This is a genomic window from Aeromonas sp. Y293-4 (assembly GCF_027705905.1).
In the GTDB taxonomy this organism is placed as follows: Bacteria; Pseudomonadota; Gammaproteobacteria; order Enterobacterales; family Aeromonadaceae; genus Aeromonas; species Aeromonas veronii.
In genome coordinates, this window is sequence record NZ_JAPDCI010000002.1 from 175,379 (window position 1) to 194,806 (window position 19,428).

General features: G+C 59.9%; 15 protein-coding genes. 8 read left to right on the forward strand and 7 right to left on the reverse strand.

The window, feature by feature from the left end; translation table 11 throughout:
- Positions 1-193: 193 nt before the first annotated feature.
- Together OKC31_RS02945 and OKC31_RS02950 are read right to left on the reverse strand one after the other, a co-directional pair.
- Positions 194-3,310, reverse strand: coding sequence for an efflux RND transporter permease subunit (locus OKC31_RS02945; protein WP_270656240.1), 3,117 nt, complete (start codon positions 3,308-3,310; stop codon positions 194-196).
- A complete protein-coding gene (locus OKC31_RS02950) occupies positions 3,310-4,359 on the reverse strand; it encodes an efflux RND transporter periplasmic adaptor subunit (protein WP_040065810.1) in 1,050 nt (349 codons plus the stop codon). The genes OKC31_RS02945 and OKC31_RS02950 overlap by 1 nt, the downstream gene beginning before the upstream one ends.
- Before the next feature lie 197 nt (positions 4,360-4,556).
- Here OKC31_RS02950 and OKC31_RS02955 point away from each other — a divergent pair, with 197 nt between their 5' ends.
- Together OKC31_RS02955 and OKC31_RS02960 are read left to right on the forward strand one after the other, a co-directional pair.
- Complete coding sequence (locus OKC31_RS02955; RefSeq protein WP_270656242.1) at positions 4,557-6,095, forward strand: sensor domain-containing diguanylate cyclase; 1,539 nt, start codon at positions 4,557-4,559, stop codon at positions 6,093-6,095.
- A gap of 46 nt (positions 6,096-6,141) precedes the next feature.
- Positions 6,142-7,017, forward strand: coding sequence for a patatin-like phospholipase family protein (locus OKC31_RS02960; protein ID WP_100654262.1), 876 nt, complete (start codon positions 6,142-6,144; stop codon positions 7,015-7,017).
- A 71-nt stretch (positions 7,018-7,088) separates the two neighbouring features.
- On the opposite strand, the gene OKC31_RS02965 is transcribed toward OKC31_RS02960, so the two are convergent.
- Together OKC31_RS02965 and OKC31_RS02970 are read right to left on the reverse strand one after the other, a co-directional pair.
- Entirely contained in the window at positions 7,089-8,429 is a 1,341-nt protein-coding gene (locus OKC31_RS02965; protein ID WP_270656244.1) for an APC family permease, read from the reverse strand.
- Positions 8,430-8,627: 198 nt separating this feature from the next.
- Positions 8,628-8,894 (reverse strand): helix-turn-helix domain-containing protein, encoded by a 267-nt coding sequence (locus OKC31_RS02970; protein ID WP_005338367.1) that lies wholly within the window; start codon positions 8,892-8,894, stop codon positions 8,628-8,630.
- A 257-nt stretch (positions 8,895-9,151) separates the two neighbouring features.
- Here OKC31_RS02970 and OKC31_RS02975 point away from each other — a divergent pair, with 257 nt between their 5' ends.
- From OKC31_RS02975 to OKC31_RS02990, 4 genes are all read left to right on the forward strand, one after another.
- Positions 9,152-9,748, forward strand: a complete 597-nt coding sequence (locus OKC31_RS02975; protein WP_219263350.1) for a hypothetical protein — start codon at positions 9,152-9,154, stop codon at positions 9,746-9,748.
- Between the two features lie 308 nt (positions 9,749-10,056).
- Complete coding sequence (gene ompA / locus OKC31_RS02980) at positions 10,057-11,076, forward strand: porin OmpA (protein WP_013723997.1); 1,020 nt, start codon at positions 10,057-10,059, stop codon at positions 11,074-11,076.
- Positions 11,077-11,383: 307 nt separating this feature from the next.
- On the forward strand, positions 11,384-12,382 hold the full coding sequence (ompA, locus tag OKC31_RS02985; RefSeq protein ID WP_005358919.1) for a porin OmpA: 999 nt from the start codon (positions 11,384-11,386) through the stop codon (positions 12,380-12,382).
- A 231-nt stretch (positions 12,383-12,613) separates the two neighbouring features.
- A complete protein-coding gene (locus tag OKC31_RS02990; RefSeq protein ID WP_270656246.1) occupies positions 12,614-13,651 on the forward strand; it encodes an OmpA family protein in 1,038 nt (345 codons plus the stop codon).
- 85 nt (positions 13,652-13,736) lie between these two features.
- Here the strand turns inward: OKC31_RS02990 and OKC31_RS02995 are convergent, their stop codons facing one another.
- Positions 13,737-15,431 (reverse strand): NAD-dependent malic enzyme, encoded by a 1,695-nt coding sequence (locus tag OKC31_RS02995; protein ID WP_005338379.1) that lies wholly within the window; start codon positions 15,429-15,431, stop codon positions 13,737-13,739.
- Between the two features lie 69 nt (positions 15,432-15,500).
- A complete protein-coding gene (locus OKC31_RS03000; protein WP_040066718.1) occupies positions 15,501-16,358 on the reverse strand; it encodes a helix-turn-helix transcriptional regulator in 858 nt (285 codons plus the stop codon).
- A 120-nt stretch (positions 16,359-16,478) separates the two neighbouring features.
- Here OKC31_RS03000 and OKC31_RS03005 point away from each other — a divergent pair, with 120 nt between their 5' ends.
- Positions 16,479-17,858, forward strand: a complete 1,380-nt coding sequence (locus OKC31_RS03005) for an MATE family efflux transporter (protein ID WP_042079813.1) — start codon at positions 16,479-16,481, stop codon at positions 17,856-17,858.
- Positions 17,859-17,981: 123 nt separating this feature from the next.
- Positions 17,982-18,230, forward strand: coding sequence for a YciN family protein (locus OKC31_RS03010; protein ID WP_005338382.1), 249 nt, complete (start codon positions 17,982-17,984; stop codon positions 18,228-18,230).
- A 32-nt stretch (positions 18,231-18,262) separates the two neighbouring features.
- Here OKC31_RS03010 and OKC31_RS03015 read toward each other — a convergent pair whose 3' ends face one another.
- Positions 18,263-19,384, reverse strand: coding sequence for a GGDEF domain-containing protein (locus tag OKC31_RS03015; protein ID WP_005349944.1), 1,122 nt, complete (start codon positions 19,382-19,384; stop codon positions 18,263-18,265).
- Between the last annotated feature and the right edge of the window lie 44 nt (positions 19,385-19,428).

Here is a 19,428-nt window from a genome sequence, read left to right on the forward strand (position 1 = left end):
TTCGGGTCGCGCATTATACCGGTTGCGGCCAAGGGGAGCGATGGCTTTTTGTCCCTATAGATCCCGCGGAATAGGTCACCGCCCGCAATAGCAAGGGCGCCCGCAGGCGCCCTTGTGCTGATGGATGCTGATAACTGGCCCCGCTTGAGCGCGCAGGTCAGGGTTCAGGCCAGGATTGAGGCCAAGGCGCTGATCAGGGGGCCGGAGGGTGCGACTCCCCTGCCCCCTTGGCGGCCAGCGCTTCGTCTACCTGCTGATCCCGCGCCCCTGTCATGCCGGCGTGACGGGCGATCAGATGGTAGATGGCGGGCACCACCAGCAGGGTAACCAGGGTTGCCAGCGACAACCCGAAGAAGACCACTGTCCCCACCGCCATCCGGCTCTCGTAACCCGCTCCCATGGAGAGCATCAGCGGCACCGCACCGATAATGGCGGTGAGCGAGGTCATCAGGATCGGGCGCAAGCGGCGCACCGAGCCTGCGATGATCGCCTCCTCAAACCCTTCGCCACGCTGGCGCAGTTGGTTAATGAACTCGACGATGAGGATGCCGTTCTTGGTCACCATGCCGATCAGCATGATCATGCCGATCTGGCTGTAGATGCTCATCTCCTGCCCCGTCAGCCAGAGGCCAAGCAGGCCGCCGAAGATGCCGAGCGGCACCGTCACCATCACCACCGCCGGGGTCAGGGTGCTCTCGAACTGGGCCACCAGCACCAGATAGACCACCAGCAGGGCGAGGCCAAAGACCAGCACCATCTCCCCCTGATTGTCGCGGTAATCCTTGGAATCACCGGCGTAATCCACCGTCATGCCGGTGGGCAGGTTGGCGTTGGCCCAGCCATCGAGGAAATCGAGGGCCTCACCCAGGGTATGGTCGGGGTGCACGTCGGCAGTCAGGGTAATCGCCTTTTGCCGCTGGTAGTGGTTGAGGCGGTTGGCGGTCGCCACCTGCTTGACGGTGGCCAGGGTCGAGAGACTGACCATCTCGCCGTTGGCGGCTTTTAGATAGATACGGCCGAGATCCGAGATGCCGTTGAACTCGGTCTGATTGCCGCGCAGGTAGACGTCATACTCCTCGCCCCTGTCCACATAGGTGGTCTTGCTCGCCCCGCCCAGCAGGGTCTGCAAGCTGTTGGCCACGGTGGAGACCGGAATGCCGAGCTGGCTGGCGCTGTCGCGGTTGATGGTCACCTGCAGCTCCGGGGTCTTCTCGGCGTAGTCGAGATCCGGGCTCAGCATCAGGCCGCTGCCCTGCGCCGCCTGTTGCAGCGCCAACCCTTGCTGGTAGAGCTCGGCATAGTCGTTACCCTGCAGCACGAACTGCACCGGTGCGGTGGAGCCACCCCGGAAGCCGGGCTGGAAGGTGCGGATCATCACATCGGGAATGCCGGAGAGCTTGGCACCCAGCGAGCGGGAGAACTCGGTGGCGGTGATGTCACGCTCGGCCCAGTCGGTGAGCTGGATGATCACCATACCGGTCTGATCGCCGCCACGGCCAAAGGCGGGGGTACTGAAGCTCAGCGCCTGCACTACCCCTTTGCCCAGCATCGGCATGATGGCGGACTCCACCTGCTGCATGTTGCGCTTCATCCGCTCGATGCTGGTCCCCTCAGCCCCCTTGACGAAGACATAGATGACGCCGCGATCCTCGGTCGGGGTAAGGCTGGTCGGCAGTTGGGTAAACAGGGCCCCGATACCACCCAGACAGAGCAGCAGCACCAGTGGCGTCCAGCGGGAGCGACGCAGCACCCACGCCAACAGGTGGCGATAGTGCCCCTCCAACCAGCCGAGCCCGCGATCGAGCCCGGCGGTCAGCCGGTTCGGTTTATCCAGCGGGCGCATCAGCCAGGAGCCCATGGCCGGGGTCAGGGTCAGCGCCACCAGCGAGGAACAGAGCACCGCAAGCGAGAGCAGAATGGCAAACTCGGTAAAGAGCCGCCCCACCATGCCATCCATAAAGGCGATGGGGACAAACACCATCACCAGCACGGCGGTGGTGGCGATGACCGCAAAGCCCACCTCGCGGGTGCCGTGCCAGGCGGCCAGCAGGGGCGGTTCACCCCGCTGCAGATGGTGGTGGATGTTCTCCACCACCACGATGGCGTCATCCACCACCAGGCCGATGGCGAGAATAAGGGCCAGCAAGGTGATGAGGTTGATGGAAAAGCCGAAATACCAGGCGCCGATAAAGGCGGAGATGAGCGATACCGGCACCGTAATGGCCGGAATAAGCGTGGTGCGCCCCTGCCCGAGGAACAGATAGAGCACCGCCACCACCAGCACGGCGCAGATGGCCAGGGTCTCGTACACCTCGTCGATGGCCTGTTTGATAAAGATGGTGGAGTCGTAATCCACCTCGAGCTTGGCCCCCTCCGGCAGGAAGCGCTGCATCTCGCCGAGTTTCTTCTCGATCCCCTGCGCCACTGCCAGCGGGTTGGCGGTGGACTGGGCGACGATGCCGATACCCAGACTCTCTTTGCCGTTGCGCTGATAGGCGCTGTCTTCGTTCTTGGCTCCCACCTCCACGTCGGCGATATCGGCCAGATAGACGCTCTGGCCGTTGGCGGCGGTGGTGACTTGCAGTTGCTGGAAATCTTCCGCTGTGTGGTAAAGACGGGCGATCTGCACCGCCATGGTCATGGAGTTGTTGCGGATCTCCCCCCCCGGCAGTTCGATGTTCTCGCGCTTGAGGGCATCTTCCACATCGCTCACCGTGATGCCTCGGGCCGCCATGTCGGCCGGGCGCAGCCGTACATACATCACCTGGGTGAGATCGCCGGAGAGCGCCACTTCGCTCACCCCGTCCACCAAGCTCAGGGGGTCGACCAGCACGCGATTGGCGTAGTCGGTCATGGCAGTGCGATCCATCTGGCTGCTGCTGAAGTTGAGCCAGATCGCCACATCGCCGTTGCCGCTGTCCTTGGTCACCAGCGGTTCGTCCACATCATCGGGCAGCCGTGGCCGAGCGCGGGAGAGGGCATCGCGCACATCGGAGATCCCCTCCACCATGTTCCAGCCGAGCTTGAACTCGACGGTGATCATCGAGCGCCCCTTGCGGGTCATGGAGTTGATGTTCTTGATGCCGCTGATGCCGGAGAGCTGATCCTCGATGGGCTTGGTGACCTGACTCTCCATCACCGAGGGGGCCGCCCCCTCATAGGTGGTGGTGATGGAGACCGACGGGATCTGCACGTCCGGCATCTCCCGCACCGTCAATTTACTGAAGGCGACCAGACCAAACACGGTCAGCAGGGCGCTGAGCACCACCGCCACCAGCGGGCGGCGAACTGAGATATCGGAGAGCCACATCAGCCGTTCACCTCGGCCAGATCACGCACCTGCACCCCATCACGCAGATTGACCAGCCCCTCGACCACGATGCGATCGCCGACCTTCAGCCCCTCGGTGACCCAGACGGTCTCCCCTTCGGTCTCGCCTAGCACTACAGGCACCCGCTTGACCCGGCCATCGGCCTCGAGACGGTAAACAAAGCGCTGCTCACCGGCGTACTCCACCGACTGGGCGGGGATCAGGGTAAGCTGCTGGGCGGGCAGTGCCAGCTCCACATTGAGCAGCATGCCCGGGCGCAACTGGCCGTTGCCATTGGGGATCATCACCCGCGCCTTGATGTTCTGGGTATCGTTGGAGACGCGGCTGTCGAGAGTGGTGAGAGTGCCGTTGAATTGCTGATCCGGCCAGGCAGTGCTGGTGGCGGTAACCGCCATGCCCGGGCGCAGCAGGGAGAGATAACGCTCCGGCACCGCCAGATCGAGGCGCAATTTGTCGAGTTCGTCCAGATGCAGCAGGGTGTCGCCGCTGTTGACCAGCGCCCCTTCGCTGAGATCAATCAGGCTCACGGTACCGGCAAAGGGCGCCTGCAGGGTACGCAGGGAGAGCTCGTAGCGGGCGGCATCGAGGCGTGCCTGCACCTGGGCCACGGTGGCCTCCTGCCCCTCCAGCTCGGATTGGGTCACGGCGCCACGGGCCACCAGCTTGCGCATATCCCCCAGCTTGCGGTTCTCGTCGCGCAGACTGGCGCTCTGCTCGGCCAGCTCCGCCTGCTGCTTGCCCGCATCGAGCGCGATCAGGGTCTCCCCCTTCGCCACGCTCTGACCAGATTGCACCGCAATCTTGACGATGCGGCCGGTCACTTCGGGGCTGATGATGACGGAACGATTGGCCGCCAGCTTGCCCACCAGCTTGAGGGTCGGCTCGGCCAGACTCTGTTTGACGGTTTGAGTGCGGATATTGACCTGTCTGGTCGGTGCTTTGGCGGCGGGTTCGCTGTGACGCAGCGCCCAGACGCCGGCAACCACGATTAGAAGAAGGCCCAAGCCGAGCCAGATACGCATTTTCATCGAACAGTCCATGAAGAGTGAGAGGGTAAATCCAGATTGGGGCCATTTTAGCCCCAGACTATGCCGTGACTATGTATAAATGTGACAAAACGTAACAAGAGCGGGATAAGCTCACTCTGTTTCAGGTCGCGCCGTTTGTTTTCACGCCACATCGCATACACTAACGACAATTTCCTTCGCAACCCGACTGACTGCCTATGCCCAAAATGTCTGACCACCGCTTTCTCACACGCCTGACCTGGCTCCTGTTTGCCGTGGTCATCCTGCTGATTGGTCTGACCTTGCGGCAAAGCCTGAAACAGATAGAACGCCTCTACCAGAGCGATACCCTCAACAGCGCCATCTACCTGCGGGATCGGTTCAAACAGACCGAAGTGTTTCTGGAGGCGATGCGCGGTCAGGCCGAAGAGCGACTGCGCAGCGACCCCCAGTCGGTGCTCACCCGCCAGCTCTATGGCCATATCGAGGCGCTGCCAGAGGGGCTGGCCCTCAACAAGCTCCCCGGGGATTTACCGGCCGGACTGGCGGGCAACCTCACCGGTGACGGTCCGCTGCCGCCCCCCGGCAGTGCGCGGGAGGCGCAACTTCATTTGGCCCTGAGCCTCTCTCCCTTGCTGTCCACCGCAAGCCAGCGCCTGGGCAGCGAGATCGCCTGGGCCTACTTCACCGGCGTGGACAATTTTATCTACCTCTATCCCTGGATCCCCTCCAGCCAGTTTCGCTTTGCCCGCAGCATCTATGACAAGCACTACTGGCAGGATGCGCTGATGTCACCCAACCCCAGCCGGGACACCATTCTCTCCCGCCCCTACGAAGATTTTGCCGGACTGGGCACCATGGTCACCATGTCCCAACCTCTCTACAAGGACGGCTCGCTGGTAGGAATGATCAGCATGGACATCCTGCTCTCACGCTTGCAATCGCAGCTCAACCAGCTGGCGCCGGCGCTGGGTGAGTATCTGCTGCTCAATCAGTACCATCAGGTGCTGGCCAGCAGCGCACACCAGCCCGTGGTGCCGCAAGACCCCGAGCCGACCGACGAATACCAGTGGCAGCAAGGGGCATTGCAGCTAACCATGGCAATTCCCGATACCCCGCTGCGACTGGTGCACAACGTCACCCTGCTGCCGCTGGTGTGGGCCATGCTCTGCCAGTCCACGCCGACCCTGCTCGCCATTCTCTTCATGCTGCTGGCCGCCCTCTCCAACCTGAGATCCCATCGCCTCAACCAGCGGCTCAATTACCTCTCCTGCCACGATGCCCTCACCGGTGCCTTCAACCGCCACTATCTGGTGCTGCTGGAGCAGGCGGGAGATCTGGCCCGGTTGCAAGCGGGGATCCTGATGTTCGATGCGGATCACTTCAAACGGGTCAATGACAACTTCGGCCATGCGGTCGGCGATATCGTGCTGATCCGGCTGGTGCAGATCTGCCAGCAGCAGCTTAGGCCCACAGACCGCCTGATCCGCTGGGGGGGCGAAGAGTTTCTGCTGCTGATTGGCCGCGCTGATGCAACTCAGCTCGGCGAGCTGGCGGAGCGGCTGAGAAAAGCGGTGGCAGATCACGACTGGGCCGCCATCGAACCCGGGCTGGAGGTCACCATCAGCCTCGGCTATCTGCCCCACCAGGAGAACCTTCCCCTGCACGAAGCGGTGCGCCGTGCCGATGTGGCGCTCTATCAGGCCAAGGCCAACGGCCGCAACCGTAGCGAAAGATGGCAGGGTGACGCCTCCTGACTCTCGGAGTAAGCTGAGCCCTCAACCCCTTTTTTGGAGGACTGTCGTGCCACGTAAACCCCGCGTAGGGCTCGCTCTCGGGAGCGGCGCCGCCAGAGGATGGGCCCATATCGGCGTCATCCGCGCCCTTGAACGTCTCGGCATCAAACCGGATTTGATCGCTGGCTGCTCCATCGGCAGCTTTGTCGGTGCCGCCTATGCCGCCGGAGAACTGGATCGGCTGGAAACCTGGGTGCGCGGCTTTACCCGCCTGCAGGTGGTCAGCCTGCTCGACCCGGCCCTCTCCGGCGGTCTGTTTCGCGGCGAAAAGGTGTTTGGTCTTGCCGCCAGCCATCTGGGGGACCCCGATCTCGAGAGCCTGCCCATCCCCTTCGCCTGCATCGCCACCGAACTCGATACCGGCCGCGAGATCTGGCTGCAACAGGGCCCGCTGCGCCAGTCGGTGCGCGCCTCCTGCGGCATGCCGGGGATCCTCACCCCGACCCGGATCAACGACCGCTGGCTGGTCGATGGCGCCGTGGTCAATCCGGTGCCCATCTCGCTGGCCCGCGCCATGGGGGCCGAGGTGGTGATTGCGGTCAACCTCAACACCGATATGCACCAACCCTGGACCGACGAGCCGGATCAACCCGGCAGCGGCGGCCTGCTCAGCCAGTGGCTCAATCGCGGTGAATCCGCGCCAGCCACCCCGGGTCTGTGGAGCGTGATGAGTGGCTCCATCAACATCATGCAGGAGCGGATCACCCGCGCCCGGATGGCCGGTGACCCGCCGGAGATCCAGCTCTGCCCGCGCCTTGGCAGCTTCTCCATCATGGATTTTCATCGCGCCAGCGATGCCATCAACGAGGGGGAAGCCTGTGTCGAGCGCAACCTCGATCAGCTCAAGGATGAACTGGGCCGCCTCGGGTTGCTGGGCAGTTAGTTGTCGACATGCCGTGGTTTACACATGAAAAAAGCGCCATTCGGCGCTTTTTTTTCGACTCACTGACCCGGTCACTCCTTACGATAGAAGAGCAACCCGAGCAGAATCACCCCCACAGAGACCAGCAGATAGAGTCCCAGACTGGGGTTGGTGATACCGCCATACAGAATGATGAGTGCGCCCAGGGTGGCGCAGGTCGGGATCACAAACCGCTTTATCCAGTCCAACTCGGTAAAGGTGCGCATGTACCAGACATAGAGGAACAGATAGAGGCCATAAATCAGCACGATCGGCATCTCGTCCAGAGCGATGTAACGACCGAATGTCTCGTTGATGCTGCAGTACCACAGCACTGAGTAGATCACCGACAACAGCGCTGCCGCGAGGGCCGAGTTGATTGGCATGTGGTGATGCGGTTCGATACGGCTCATCCACTTGGGGGCTGGCCCCTGATTGCGGATCGCCAGCGAGTAGGGAATGCGCATGGTCGCCAATACCAAACCATTGAGAGTGCCGAGGCAGGAGATAATCACGAACACGGTCAAAATGGTCGAGGCAGTCCCGCCAAACAGGCTGGTTGTCGCGAGATTAACCGCGTTATCCCCTTGCGCCACTATCTCGTCCGTCGGCAAGACGCTGGCGATCCCCAGAAAATAGGTGACATAGACCACAAAGACTATCAGGGTGCCAATCACCAGCGCTCTGGGCAGATTCTTCTTGGAATCGCGAATTTCACTGTTGATGGTCACGGCGGCGATCCACCCCTCATAAGCGAAGGCGGTAGCAACCACGGCCGTGGCCAGCGTGCCTCCGGTGCTTCCTATCCCATCCATTGCCTGCACAAAGTTGGTCACGGTGACACCGTTGAGCAAGCCTGAAATGGTGCCCACAATGGCAACCAGGATCAGCGGGATCAACTTGATCAGGGTAGAGCCCACTTGCAGCTTGCCCGCCAGGACCGGGGTATAGAAGTTGATCAGATAGGTGACCGTCATATAGACAGCCGCCAGTATCCAGGTCGCACCAGAGTTGGTCGGATTATCACTACCGAGCAAGATCATCGTGTACAGAGCGGCGACCCAGGCAAGGATGGCGGAAAGAGGGGCGTAATAGAGTACGCCTTTGAACCACCCCACCAGATAACCAAACATTTTGCCGTATGCCGCTTCGGCATAATCGACGATACCGTTGGACTTTTCGATCCGCTGGGCAAACTCGGCAAACACCAGCGCGCCGAAGATCATCGAAAATGCTCCCAGCGCCCATGCCAGCAGCGCAATGGCCAGATTACCGCCAGTCAGACGCAGTACATCATCGGCCTTGAAGAAGACACCGGAGCCGATCACCACGCCGACCACCATCGCAATGGCAGTCATCAGGCCATAGCGTTTATCCAACTCATTACTGCTCATACCCATACTCCATACGATTGCTCATATCATCCTGAATGTAATAGTGTTCGGGTGGCCAGATACCACCAGGGGCCCACTTTTCGGGGCCGCTTATTCTCGTTGGCCTGCATGGATAATTCAAAGCGTGTTAGATCAAAATATCGATCGGCAACCCAAAAAAATACCGCCCGAAGGCGGCATTTCTATTCACATCGATGATCACGCCTTGGCGAGGTCATCCGGGCCAATCTGGCCGATTTCGGCGACTTTCTTGTCTGCCAGCAGCCAGAGGGTGAACTTGTGCAGATCCGGGTGGTGCGCCAAGGCAACCAGGAAGGCGCCCCCAACTTCACGGTAACCCAGCTCGTAGTTTTTCAGCGTGGTGGGAGGAACACCCAGCAAATCTGCAAACTTCGGACGGCTCAAACCGACCGCTTCACGGATCTGACGGATCTTCTTGCCAACAGTGACGATATTTGAATTCATAATGTTCCATACTCCGTTTGGCGGATTTACTCCGCCTTTTATTTTTCGCGACGACTCGTAGTCAAGTGTATCAGTTTTGTTCGGACTCGTTATGGTCGAGCCTCTATCTTATGAGCGCCTTTCGGCGACAACCCTTGCCTTCAAGGGGGGATGGTAATCGCTCAGCCGCCTCAGGTAAACAGTCTCGAAAAGAAACCTTTATTGTGGCCCCCCAATAACTCGTATAATCCGCCGGATACCCATTAAGAGGAATAAGTATGGCGTTTCCCGGCATTATCTCTCGCCTGCACCCCGTATCCAGCACAGAAGAACTGGCACAACAGCGCCTGCAAGGTGAACAATATCGCGCCGAGGCATTCTGGCTTCCGGCCTTGATGTCCAGCCACGCCAGCGAACTGCTGGCCGCCCTGCCGGAGAGCTGCAGCCTGTTTCTTGAACAGGCATGCCCGGACCTGACCCTGCGCAGCCACGACGGCACCCTGCATAACAATGAGCAGCTCGTCACGGTAAATGGTCAGGCGATTGCTCTGGCAACCACTCAAGGTGATGGTGGTCTGGTGCCCGAATCGGGCATGTGCGAGATGGCCAACTGGCTGGAGGCGGGACATCGCCACTTCATCTGTTCAGCTGCGGTTCAGCCTGTGGCTCGCGCTATCCTCAACATCTGGCCCCTTGACCCCTATCTGGCCCGACATTTCTTGATGACATTTACCCCCCTGCTGCAGAGCGCAACCCAGACAGATTACCTCGCGGTCTTTGCCGCCAGAGCGAATCCAGCCAACCCGCATAGCGACTGGGTTCAGGCCTATATGAAGCTGGAGAAGAAACTGCACAGGGCCTATCTGGATCACTAATTAATCTGGATAAACAGCCAGTTAAGGGCACGACACAATTTGCCACAAGGCTCATTTGTGAGCTTGATCATGTTTTAAAATCGGCATAGAGTGCGCCTCGTCATCGGAATGACATCAGTTGCCTGGCAGTGGTTTCTCACGCATTGCGTGCCATGCCAGCGCACTCGACACACCAGGAGAGTGTGCAACCCGGTTATACCGGGTCATCTGCCAGACTCGACGCCAGCCGTACGGCGGAGCCTGCAGCTTACATAAATTACAAAGTGTGAAGCACGTGAATAACGTGCGATCTCAACGAGGATTTTTTTATGATGAAAATGGCTCCTTCCATGATCGCCATCGCCATGGCTGCTCTGGGTGCTACCGCTGCTCACGCCGCTGACGACATCTACTTCGGTGCCGGTGTCGGTGCTACTCACTTCAACGGCCTGAACAAGCTGGAAAGCACCAATGTAGGCCAGGAAGACGCGGCTGCTGCCAACGCCTTCATGGGTTACAACTTCACCGAGAACTTCGGTACCGAACTGGGCTACCAGTACACCGGTCGTGGCAACACCGACGGCAACCGTTACGAGAGCCAGGGTGCCACCCTGTCCGGTATCGCCCGTATGCCGGTTGGCAACGACTTCTCCCTGTTCGCTGAAGGCGGCGCCTACTGGGGTCACACCGATGGTCTGGGCACCAGCGACACTAAAGTTTCCCCGCTGGCCGGTGCTGGTGTGACTTACAAGGTAAATGACGCGCTGGATCTGCAAGCTCGCTACCGCTACATGTGGGACGTGGCTGACCTGCACGCCAACGGTGAGCGTTACAAAGCCAACCAGAGCATCGCTACTCTGGAAGCGGTATACCACCCGTTCCGTACTTCCTACGTAGCTCCGGTAGCTGCTCCGGTTGTTGAAGAAGCGCCGGCTCCTGCTCCACAAGTGGTAGAGAAGAACTTCGCCCTGAACTCAGACGTGCTGTTTGCCTTCGGCAAAGACACCCTGAAGCCTGAAGGCGTTGCAGCCCTGAACGGTCTGTATCAGCAAATCGTTGAGTTCCAGCCGAAAGATGGCAACGCTGTTGTTGTTGGTTACACCGACCGTATCGGTTCCGACGCTTACAACCAGAAGCTGTCTGAAGCCCGTGCCCGCACCGTTGCCAACTTCCTGGTAAGCAAAGGTATGGCTGCCAGCAAAGTTGCCATCGAAGGTCGTGGCGAAGCCAACCCGGTTACCGGCACCAAGTGCAACGGCGTAACCGCTAAAGCTCAACTGATCTCCTGCCTGGCTCCGGATCGTCGCGTAGAAGTTCGCGTATCTGGTGTACAAGAAGTTCAGCAATAATCTGACCTCGTTCAGATAGTGCGAAAAAAAGGGATGCTGCGGCATCCCTTTTTGTTTGTCTAGTTCTCGCTTGCATCCCTCACTCCCGCCTCCCTGCCCTTGCCTGCCCCGTCTCGAAAGCATAAAGTAGTTGCGCCTGTAAGGTATTGGATAAGCACTAAAAAGCGCTTCTTGTCCGGTCTGTTGTCCATGACGCCAATGCATCATGAGAGTCCAAAGCCTTCGCTATCCACTTTGCTGGCGATTTTTCGCAGCAATAAAAACAAGTGCATTGCCCGACATGGGCTAACACAACGAGGATAAACCGATGAAACTCAAAATGGCTCCTACCCTGATTGCACTGGCGCTCGCCGCCGCAGGCACCACAGCTCAGGCTGCCGATGACTGGTACACCGGTGTTGGTGCAGGTTGGGCATATGCCCACGGTCTGGATGATTTTGGCAAAGACACTGACAAAGACGCCACTGCGCTGAGCCTGTTCGGCGGTTACAACTTCAACGACTACTACGCAGCTGAACTGGGCTACCTCTACGCCGGTAAAGCGGGCGTTGACGGTGCCGATTTCAAAACCCAGGGTGCCACCCTCTCCGGTATCGCCCGCCTGCCGCTGGGCGACATCTTCTCGGTGTTTGCTGAAGGTGGTGCCTACTTCAATCACGTCAACGGCAATGGCAACAGCGACAACGGCACTGCGCCGCTGGCGGGTCTGGGTCTGACTGCCAAGCTCTCCGACCTTATCGATGTGCAAGCACGCTACCGCTATCTGTGGAATCTGGGTGACGAGCAGAAAACCTGGGAGAGCGACATGAGCGTCGCGACCCTGGAGCTGGTGATGCACCCGAATCGCACCTCTTATGTTGCCCCGGTTGCCGCCCCTGCGCCTGAGCCGGTTCCCGAGCCGGTACTGGTCGACAAGAACTTCGCCCTGAGCTCTGACGTGCTGTTTGCCTTTGGCAAATCCACCCTCAAGCCAGAAGGTGTCGCAGCGCTGAATACGCTGTATCAGCAGATCGTTGATGTTCAGCCGAAAGATGGCAGCGCCGTGGTCGTCGGTTACACCGACCGTATCGGCTCTGACGCCTACAACCTGAAACTCTCCGAAGCGCGTGCTCGTACCGTAGCCGACTTCCTGGTTGGCAAAGGTCTGCCTGCTGGCAAAGTGGCCATCGAAGGTCGCGGTGAAGCCAATCCGGTCACCGGTACCCAGTGCAACAGCGTCAAGGGCAAGGCTCAGCTGATCTCCTGCCTGGCACCGGATCGCCGTGTAGAAGTACGCGTCACCGGCGTGCAGCAAGTACAACAGTAATCCTGCAGTCCGACATAACAAGGAGGCCACCTGGCCTCCTTTTTCTTGCCGCTTATTTAACCCACCTTGTAACCCTCTTTTGCCCCCTTCCTCTTCCCGTCTCGCGCCATGGTTCACGGCGTGTCGCCCCCATACCTCTTTGGTGGTTAAAAACAGCCCGTCACCTATACATAAGTGTGGGGTTTGACCAGCAGGCAACCTCACTACACCAAACATCGACGAGGATACGCGATGAACATAAGAGTAAAACCTGTGTGGATTGCACTGGCATTGGCGAGCACAGGCGCACAAGCGGAACCGGTTCACGACTGGTATGCCGGGGTTGGCGGTGGCTGGGCCATTGCCCACAATCTGAATGATTTCAGTCAGGATGTCGGCAAGGATGCGACTGCGCTCTCCCTGTTTGGCGGCTACAACTTCACGGAAAACCTGGGGGCCGAGATTGGCTATCTCTCCACCGGTGACTGGGATATCAGCGGCCATGACTTCAACAGCAAGGGAGCCACACTGTCAGTCATTGGCCGCCTGCCGCTCAGCGAGATGTTCTCGCTCTTTGCCGAGGGTGGTGGCTATATCTATCATGTCGAATCGGTCAATGGCGGGGACGACAACCTGGCGCCGCTGGCGGGTCTGGGAGTGACGGCCCGGCTCCATGACTGGGTCGATCTGCAGGCACGCTACCGCTACATAGTGCGCGTTGGCGATGATCCGGATAACGGCAAAGCCAACAGCGGCACCCAGCGCTGGGTCAGCGACATCAGCACCGCCACGCTGGAGCTGGTGATCCACCCGAACCGCAGCCAACCCAAAGAAGCAGCCCCCACGCCCGCCCCGGTCGTGGTTCCCCCGCCACCGGCCGAACCGGAGGTGGTGGATCAGACCTTTAACCTCAGTTCAGATGTGCTGTTCGCCTTTGGCAAAGCGGACCTCAAACAGGAGGGGATGAGTGCGCTGGACGATCTCTACCAGCAGATCGTCGACGTGCAGCCCAAGGATGGCAGTGCGGTCGTGATGGGGTATACCGACCGTATCGGCTCGGATGCCAATAATCAGAGGTTGTCAGAAGCTCGGGCCCAAACCGTTGCCGACTTTCTGATCAGCAAGGGATTGCCTGCCGACAAGGTGAGCATCCAGGGCAATGGCGCGAGCAATCCGGTCACCGGCAACCAGTGTAATGCCATCAAAGCTAAGGCGGCGCTCATCGACTGCCTTGGGCCGGATCGCCGGGTAGAGGTGCGTGTCACCGGCGTACAGGGCGGCAGCGAGTAGTTGATCTTGAGGCGATAACCATGTCAGACGTGCAGTAAAAAGGGATGCCGAGGCATCCCTTTTGCTTTGCGTCTTTGCGCAGAAATCAGAACGAGGTGCGACGGTAGCGGCGATATTCCGGATGCCAGAAGTTGGCGTCGATGGCCTGATCGATCACCTCGTCCGGGGTCTGCACCGCTTTGCCCTGCAGCATGGCGGTCTTGGCCACCATCTTGGCGATGTAGCGGGAGACCTGATGGATATCCGCCAGATCCGGCAGCAGAGAACCCTCCTCCCCTTTCACCAGCGGCGAGCACTCCGCCAGCGCGCGACTGGCCGACATCAACATGGCGTCAGTCACCCGGGTGGCACCGGAGGCGATAACACCCAAACCGATCCCCGGGAAGATGAAGGAGTTGTTGCACTGGGCGATGACGTAGCGCTTGCCCTTGTGCTCCACCGGTGCAAACGGACTGCCGGTGGCCACCAGCGCCTGACCGTCGGTCCAGCGGATAAGGTCTGCCGGCGTCGCCTCGACCCGGGAGGTGGGGTTGGAGAGCGGGAAGATGATGGGACGGGCACAGTGCTTGTGCATGGTCTTGACCACCTCTTCGGTAAACAGCCCCGGCTGACCGGAGACCCCAATCAGGATGTCCGGGCGACCGTGCTCCATCACCTCCAGCAGGGAGATATTGTCCCCCACCGGCCAGTCAGCGATCCGCTCCACCGGCTGGGAGAGGCGGCGCTGAAAGTCGAGCTGGTTGGGGATCTTGTCGGTGATAAGACCGAAGCGATCCACCATAAAGACCCGGCTGCGTGCCTGGGCATCGGTCAGCCCTTCAGCCTTCATCTGTGCCACGATCTGCTCGGCGATGCCGCAGCCGGCGCTGCCCGCGCCGAGGAATGCAACCCGCTTCTCGGAGAGCTTGGCGCCGGAGGCCTTGCAGGCGGCGATCAGGCTGCCCAGCGTCACCGCCGCAGTACCCTGAATATCGTCGTTGAAGCAGCAGAGCTCGTTCTTGTAGCGGTTGAGCAGTGGCATGGCGTTGTTCTGGGCGAAATCCTCAAACTGCAGCAGGATATCGGGCCAGCGGCGCTTGACCGCCTGAATGAAGGCATCGACAAACTCGGCGTACTCATCCCCCGAGATACGCGGATTGCGCCACCCCATATAGAAGGGGTCATTCAGCAATTGCTGGTTGTTGGTGCCGACATCCAGCACCACCGGCAGGCAGTAGGCGGGCGAAATGCCGCCACAGGCGGTGTAAAGCGACAGCTTGCCGATGGGAATGCCCATGCCGCCGATCCCCTGATCACCCAGACCCAGGATCCGCTCGCCATCGGTCACTACGATCACTTTGACGTTCTGCTTGGTGGCGTTTTGCAGCATGTCATCGATCCTGTCCTTGTCCGGATAGGAGATAAACAGGCCACGGGCGCGGCGATAGATGTTAGAGAACTCCTCGCACGCCTTGCCCACCGTCGGGGTGTAGATGATGGGCAGCATCTCGGTCAGGTGGTTGTGCAGCAGACGGTAGAAGAGCGTCTCGTTGGTATCCTGGATGTTGCGCAGGTAGATGTGCTTGTCCATGTCGTTGCCAAACGCCATGAACTGGCGATAGGCACGCTCGGCCTGCTCTTCGATGGTCTCGATATTCTGGGGCAACAGACCTTCGAGGTTGAAGTTGCTGCGCTCTTCGCTGGTGAAGGCGCTGCCCTTGTTGAGCAAAGGGGTCTCCAGCAGGGCGGGACCGGCGTAGGGAATGTAGAGAGGACGTTTCTGGTTATTATCTTCAAACATGGATCTTGGTACCTAAACGGTTAGCTAGACGCAGGGACCCGCCGATCCTAGGGGCTTGTCTCATTAATTTCAAAGAGTTTGCACATCCGTTGCAAAAGGTTTGCGACCCAGTCGACGAAAGGCGCCGGGGGTCTGACCAGTCAGACGACGAAAGCGGTTGGCAAAGTTGGCCCCATCGCTGTAACCGACCCGGGCCGCCAGCTCGCCAAGTGGCCAGTTGGTATAGAGCAGCAGCTGGCGCGCCTTGTTCATTCTGAGCTCGGTCACCCTCGCCATCGGCCCCATACCGAACGCTTGCTGACAGAGGCGATGCAGATGGGGCACCGAGCAGGCCATCTGCCGGGCCAGCAGGGCGACACTCCAGGGTTCGTCCAGGCGCGCCTCCACCCGGCGAAACAGTGCCTGCAATCTGAGTTCAGGGGTGCCGCGTACCTCCCCTTGCAGGGTGCGCTCCAGCAGCGCCAGCAACAGGCTGAGCAGTTGAGGTTGCAGCGGGGAGCGAACCCCTTCCCCCTGCATCAGGCTGAGCAGATGGTAGAGCTGATCGCCGCCATCCCCTTGCCAGATACGGTGCCCAAGACGATGCAGGTGCTGCCAGCGCGGCACGTCATCGAGCAAAATCCAGCTGATCTGCCAGCTTTCGCCAATCAGCTTGAGACCACCGGGCACGGCGGCGGGCAGGAAAATCAGTGACCCGGCCGGAATGGCTTGCTCACCCTCGTCGGTGAGCAGCGCGCCCCCCTCATCGTGACTCACCATCAGGATGTGAAACTCGGGGCGATTGCGACGGATGAGGTAGTGATCCCGCACCCGTGAGAGGCCGGTCAGGAAGATCCCAGCCTCGCCGAGCAGGGGCAGCCCTTCACGTCCCAGCATCTGCTCTTCACAGGCTGGCGCTATCTCCAGACACTCGCTGGCAAATGGCATAACACCTCAACAGGATAGTTTTACACAAGAAAATCGAGAGCTACTCACAGTGAGAAGAGCCTCGTCAGCCCCTATCATACCCCTGACAAACCTTGCTTTTCTCATACCCGGTTAACAACTATGAATTATTGGCAAGCGATTTTAAAACAAACCACCGATCGCGAGTTCATGACCCGATTGTGGCGGCTGGCCCTGCCTGTCTCGCTGCAATCCATGATGTTCTCCCTGCTCGGCCTCATCGATATCATGATGGTGAGCCAGCTTGGCACCACGGCTGTGGCGGCGGTCGGCTTGGGTAACCGGGTCTTCTTCTTCAATCTGCTGGTGATAGCGGGCCTCTCGGGCGGGGTCTCGGTATTGGCAGCACAATACTTCGGGCGCGGGGAGATGGCCGGGGTGCGCCGCTCCCTGGCGCTGGCCATAGTGGGCGCCCTGCTGGTTACCCTGCCCTTTGCCTTCATCTATGTGTTATCACCGGGCAGCGTGCTGGGTTTTGCCAGTCAGGATCCGGCACTGCGGGCTCTGGCGGATCAATTCTTGATGATCACCGGCGCCACCATCCTCTGTACTGCCATCGTAGTGCCGCTGGAGTCAGCCCTGCGCTCGGTCGGCAATGCCGCCGCGCCGACCCGCATCGGCATTATCGCCATCATCGCCAACGTCATCCTCAACTACGCCCTTATCTTCGGTCACTTCGGCTTCGAGGCGATGGGGGTCGCCGGCTCGGCCTGGGGCACCACCATTTCCCGGCTGCTGCAGACAGCCCTGCTGCTGCTCTACGTAAAGCGTTACGAGGCGCGCCTGATCCCGCGCGCACCAGACTGGCTGGCCGCCTTCAAGCGCAAGGAGGTGGTGCGCTTTACCCTGATCGCCCTGCCGCTGCTGTTCCATGACGGCCTCTGGGCCTTCGGCATGCTGATTTACGGCTTTCTCTATGCCCATCTTGGCACCGATTCGCTGGCCATCATGACCACACTCGGCACCCTGGAGAGCATCCTTATCTCCCTCTTCTTCGGACTGGCGGTGGCCTGCTCCACCCTGCTCGGCCACCGGCTCGGGGCCGAGGAGTACGAGATTGCCTGGCAGCACTCCCAGCTGTTCCTGCTGCTGGCACCGATTGGCGCGCTGCTGGTGGGGATCATCGTCTGGCTGCTGCAAGCCAACCTGTTGCAGTGGGTCGGCAACCTGCCCCCCGAGCTGATGACAGAAGCGGGACAGGTGCTCGGCATCATGTGCCTCGGGATGCTGCTCAAGGTGTTCAACATGGTGGGGATCATCGGAGTGCTGCGCTCTGGCGGTGATGTGAACTACAGCATCTTTATCGACATCGTCGGCATGTGGTGCATCGGCATCCCGCTCGCCTGGGTGGCGGTCACGCTGCTCGGCTGGCCCCTCTCCTGGGTGGTGGCGGTGGTCTTGCTGGAGGAGCTCAGCAAGGTGTTGCTGGTGCAGCGCCGTATTCGCCAACGCTGCTGGTTGAAGAATCTGGTGATCGGATAAACAGCCACAAATCGGGGTCATATCAATGACAGAAAAACCCTGTTTGCAGTATGCTGGGCGCCTCTTCAATCAGAGACAGGGATCCACGATTTCCCTGTCCAGTAGTCGTTTAAGGAGACGAGCATGCAACCACAGAAAGAGCTGATCACCGAGACGGCCCTGCTTGAGATGGCCAACAAGATCATCAAAGAGCATGAAGACTTCATCCACGGTATGCGCGCCGATTCGGTGGAGCAGAAGGGGGATATTCTGGTGTTCAAGGGGGAGTATTTCCTGGCCGAAGATGGCACCCCGACCGGCAAGACCATGGCGGTCTTCAACATGTTCAAGCTGCTGGCTCAGCAGCTCTCCGGCAAGTACAAGCTGGCCTGATCTCGCCAGCTCATTGCCAACAGATGCCGCCCTCAGGCGGCATCTGTTTTTGCGCGGTTCTGCCCCTCGACCACCACGCAGTTGCGTCCCGCCATCTTGGCCTGATAGAGACACTCGTCGGCACGGTTGATCAGAATATCGATGGTGTCATCGGAACGAGCCATGGCAATCCCGATACTCACCGTCACCTCCAGCAATTCGTCCGAGGTGGGGCTCTTCACCAGCCGCGCCTCGACGGCAATGCGCAGCCGCTCAGCCATTTTGCTTGCCAGCGCCGGATCTGCGCAGTTGTGCATCAGGATGGCAAACTCTTCGCCGCCATAACGCCCCAGCACCATGTCAGGCTCCAGCTGCTCCCCCAGGGTGGTAGCCACCTCCTTGAGCACCGCATCCCCCGCCAGATGGCCGTAGATATCGTTGATCCGCTTGAAGCGATCGAGATCCAGCAGCATCACCGCGAAGGGCTTCTTCTTGAGTTGCAGCCGGATTCTGGCCTGCTCCAGCTGCTTCATCAGCAGGCGGCGGTTCATCATGCCGGTCAGCTCATCGGTGGTCGATTCCCGATAGAGCCGCAGCAGCATATTGAGCTGGCCGCACTGCACCCAGCAGCTGGCCATGGTAAACATGCCGAGCACCCACACCTGATTCAGGGTGGCCTGACTCCAGATGCTCTGCCCCACCAGCAGCCAGTGACCCAACAGCATGGTCACCAGCACCACACCAGCCAGTTGCAAGCCGAGGGAGAGAGGGATGGGGAAGATGGCAAACAGGGTGATCAGCAGATAGGGAAAGGCAGCATAGCCCGCCTGCAACTCCTGTCCGGCGCCAAAGCTGTTCAGGCAGAAGAGGGAGAAGAGCATCATCACGGCCATCAGGTAGCCAAGGGCCAGCTTCATCCGTTCCCGCTTGAAGTGGATGAGGTACGAGAGCGGAATAAGTGGCGAGAGCGCCAGGGTGCAGAAGATCCTGGCCTGGAATAGCTGCTCGAAATGAACGGCGGGCAAGGTCAACCAATCCACCACGGCCCAAGCGGGCAATCCGAGCATCAGCAAGCAGGTCAGCAGGCGCAAACGCACCGTCATAAAGCCCATGCGAGTACGAGTAAAGTCTTCGGAGTGAACCCTCGCACTCCAGAACTCTGACAACTTGAGCATCCAGAGTCTCCACGATGAATACTGAGGGCTCATTCTACACCTAC

Coding starts and splice junctions, on each gene's coding strand:
- OKC31_RS02945 (WP_270656240.1), bottom strand. CDS start 3,310: ATGTGGCTCTCCGATATCTCAGTTCGCCGCCCGCTGGTGGCGGTGGTG.
- OKC31_RS02950 (WP_040065810.1), bottom strand. CDS start 4,359: ATGAAAATGCGTATCTGGCTCGGCTTGGGCCTTCTTCTAATCGTGGTT.
- OKC31_RS02955 (WP_270656242.1), top strand. CDS start 4,557: ATGCCCAAAATGTCTGACCACCGCTTTCTCACACGCCTGACCTGGCTC.
- OKC31_RS02965 (WP_270656244.1), bottom strand. CDS start 8,429: ATGAGCAGTAATGAGTTGGATAAACGCTATGGCCTGATGACTGCCATT.
- OKC31_RS02970 (WP_005338367.1), bottom strand. CDS start 8,894: ATGAATTCAAATATCGTCACTGTTGGCAAGAAGATCCGTCAGATCCGT.
- OKC31_RS02975 (WP_219263350.1), top strand. CDS start 9,152: ATGGCGTTTCCCGGCATTATCTCTCGCCTGCACCCCGTATCCAGCACA.
- ompA (WP_013723997.1), top strand. CDS start 10,057: ATGATGAAAATGGCTCCTTCCATGATCGCCATCGCCATGGCTGCTCTG.
- ompA (WP_005358919.1), top strand. CDS start 11,384: ATGAAACTCAAAATGGCTCCTACCCTGATTGCACTGGCGCTCGCCGCC.
- OKC31_RS02990 (WP_270656246.1), top strand. CDS start 12,614: ATGAACATAAGAGTAAAACCTGTGTGGATTGCACTGGCATTGGCGAGC.
- OKC31_RS02995 (WP_005338379.1), bottom strand. CDS start 15,431: ATGTTTGAAGATAATAACCAGAAACGTCCTCTCTACATTCCCTACGCC.
- OKC31_RS03000 (WP_040066718.1), bottom strand. CDS start 16,358: ATGCCATTTGCCAGCGAGTGTCTGGAGATAGCGCCAGCCTGTGAAGAG.
- OKC31_RS03005 (WP_042079813.1), top strand. CDS start 16,479: ATGAATTATTGGCAAGCGATTTTAAAACAAACCACCGATCGCGAGTTC.
- OKC31_RS03010 (WP_005338382.1), top strand. CDS start 17,982: ATGCAACCACAGAAAGAGCTGATCACCGAGACGGCCCTGCTTGAGATG.
- OKC31_RS03015 (WP_005349944.1), bottom strand. CDS start 19,384: ATGCTCAAGTTGTCAGAGTTCTGGAGTGCGAGGGTTCACTCCGAAGAC.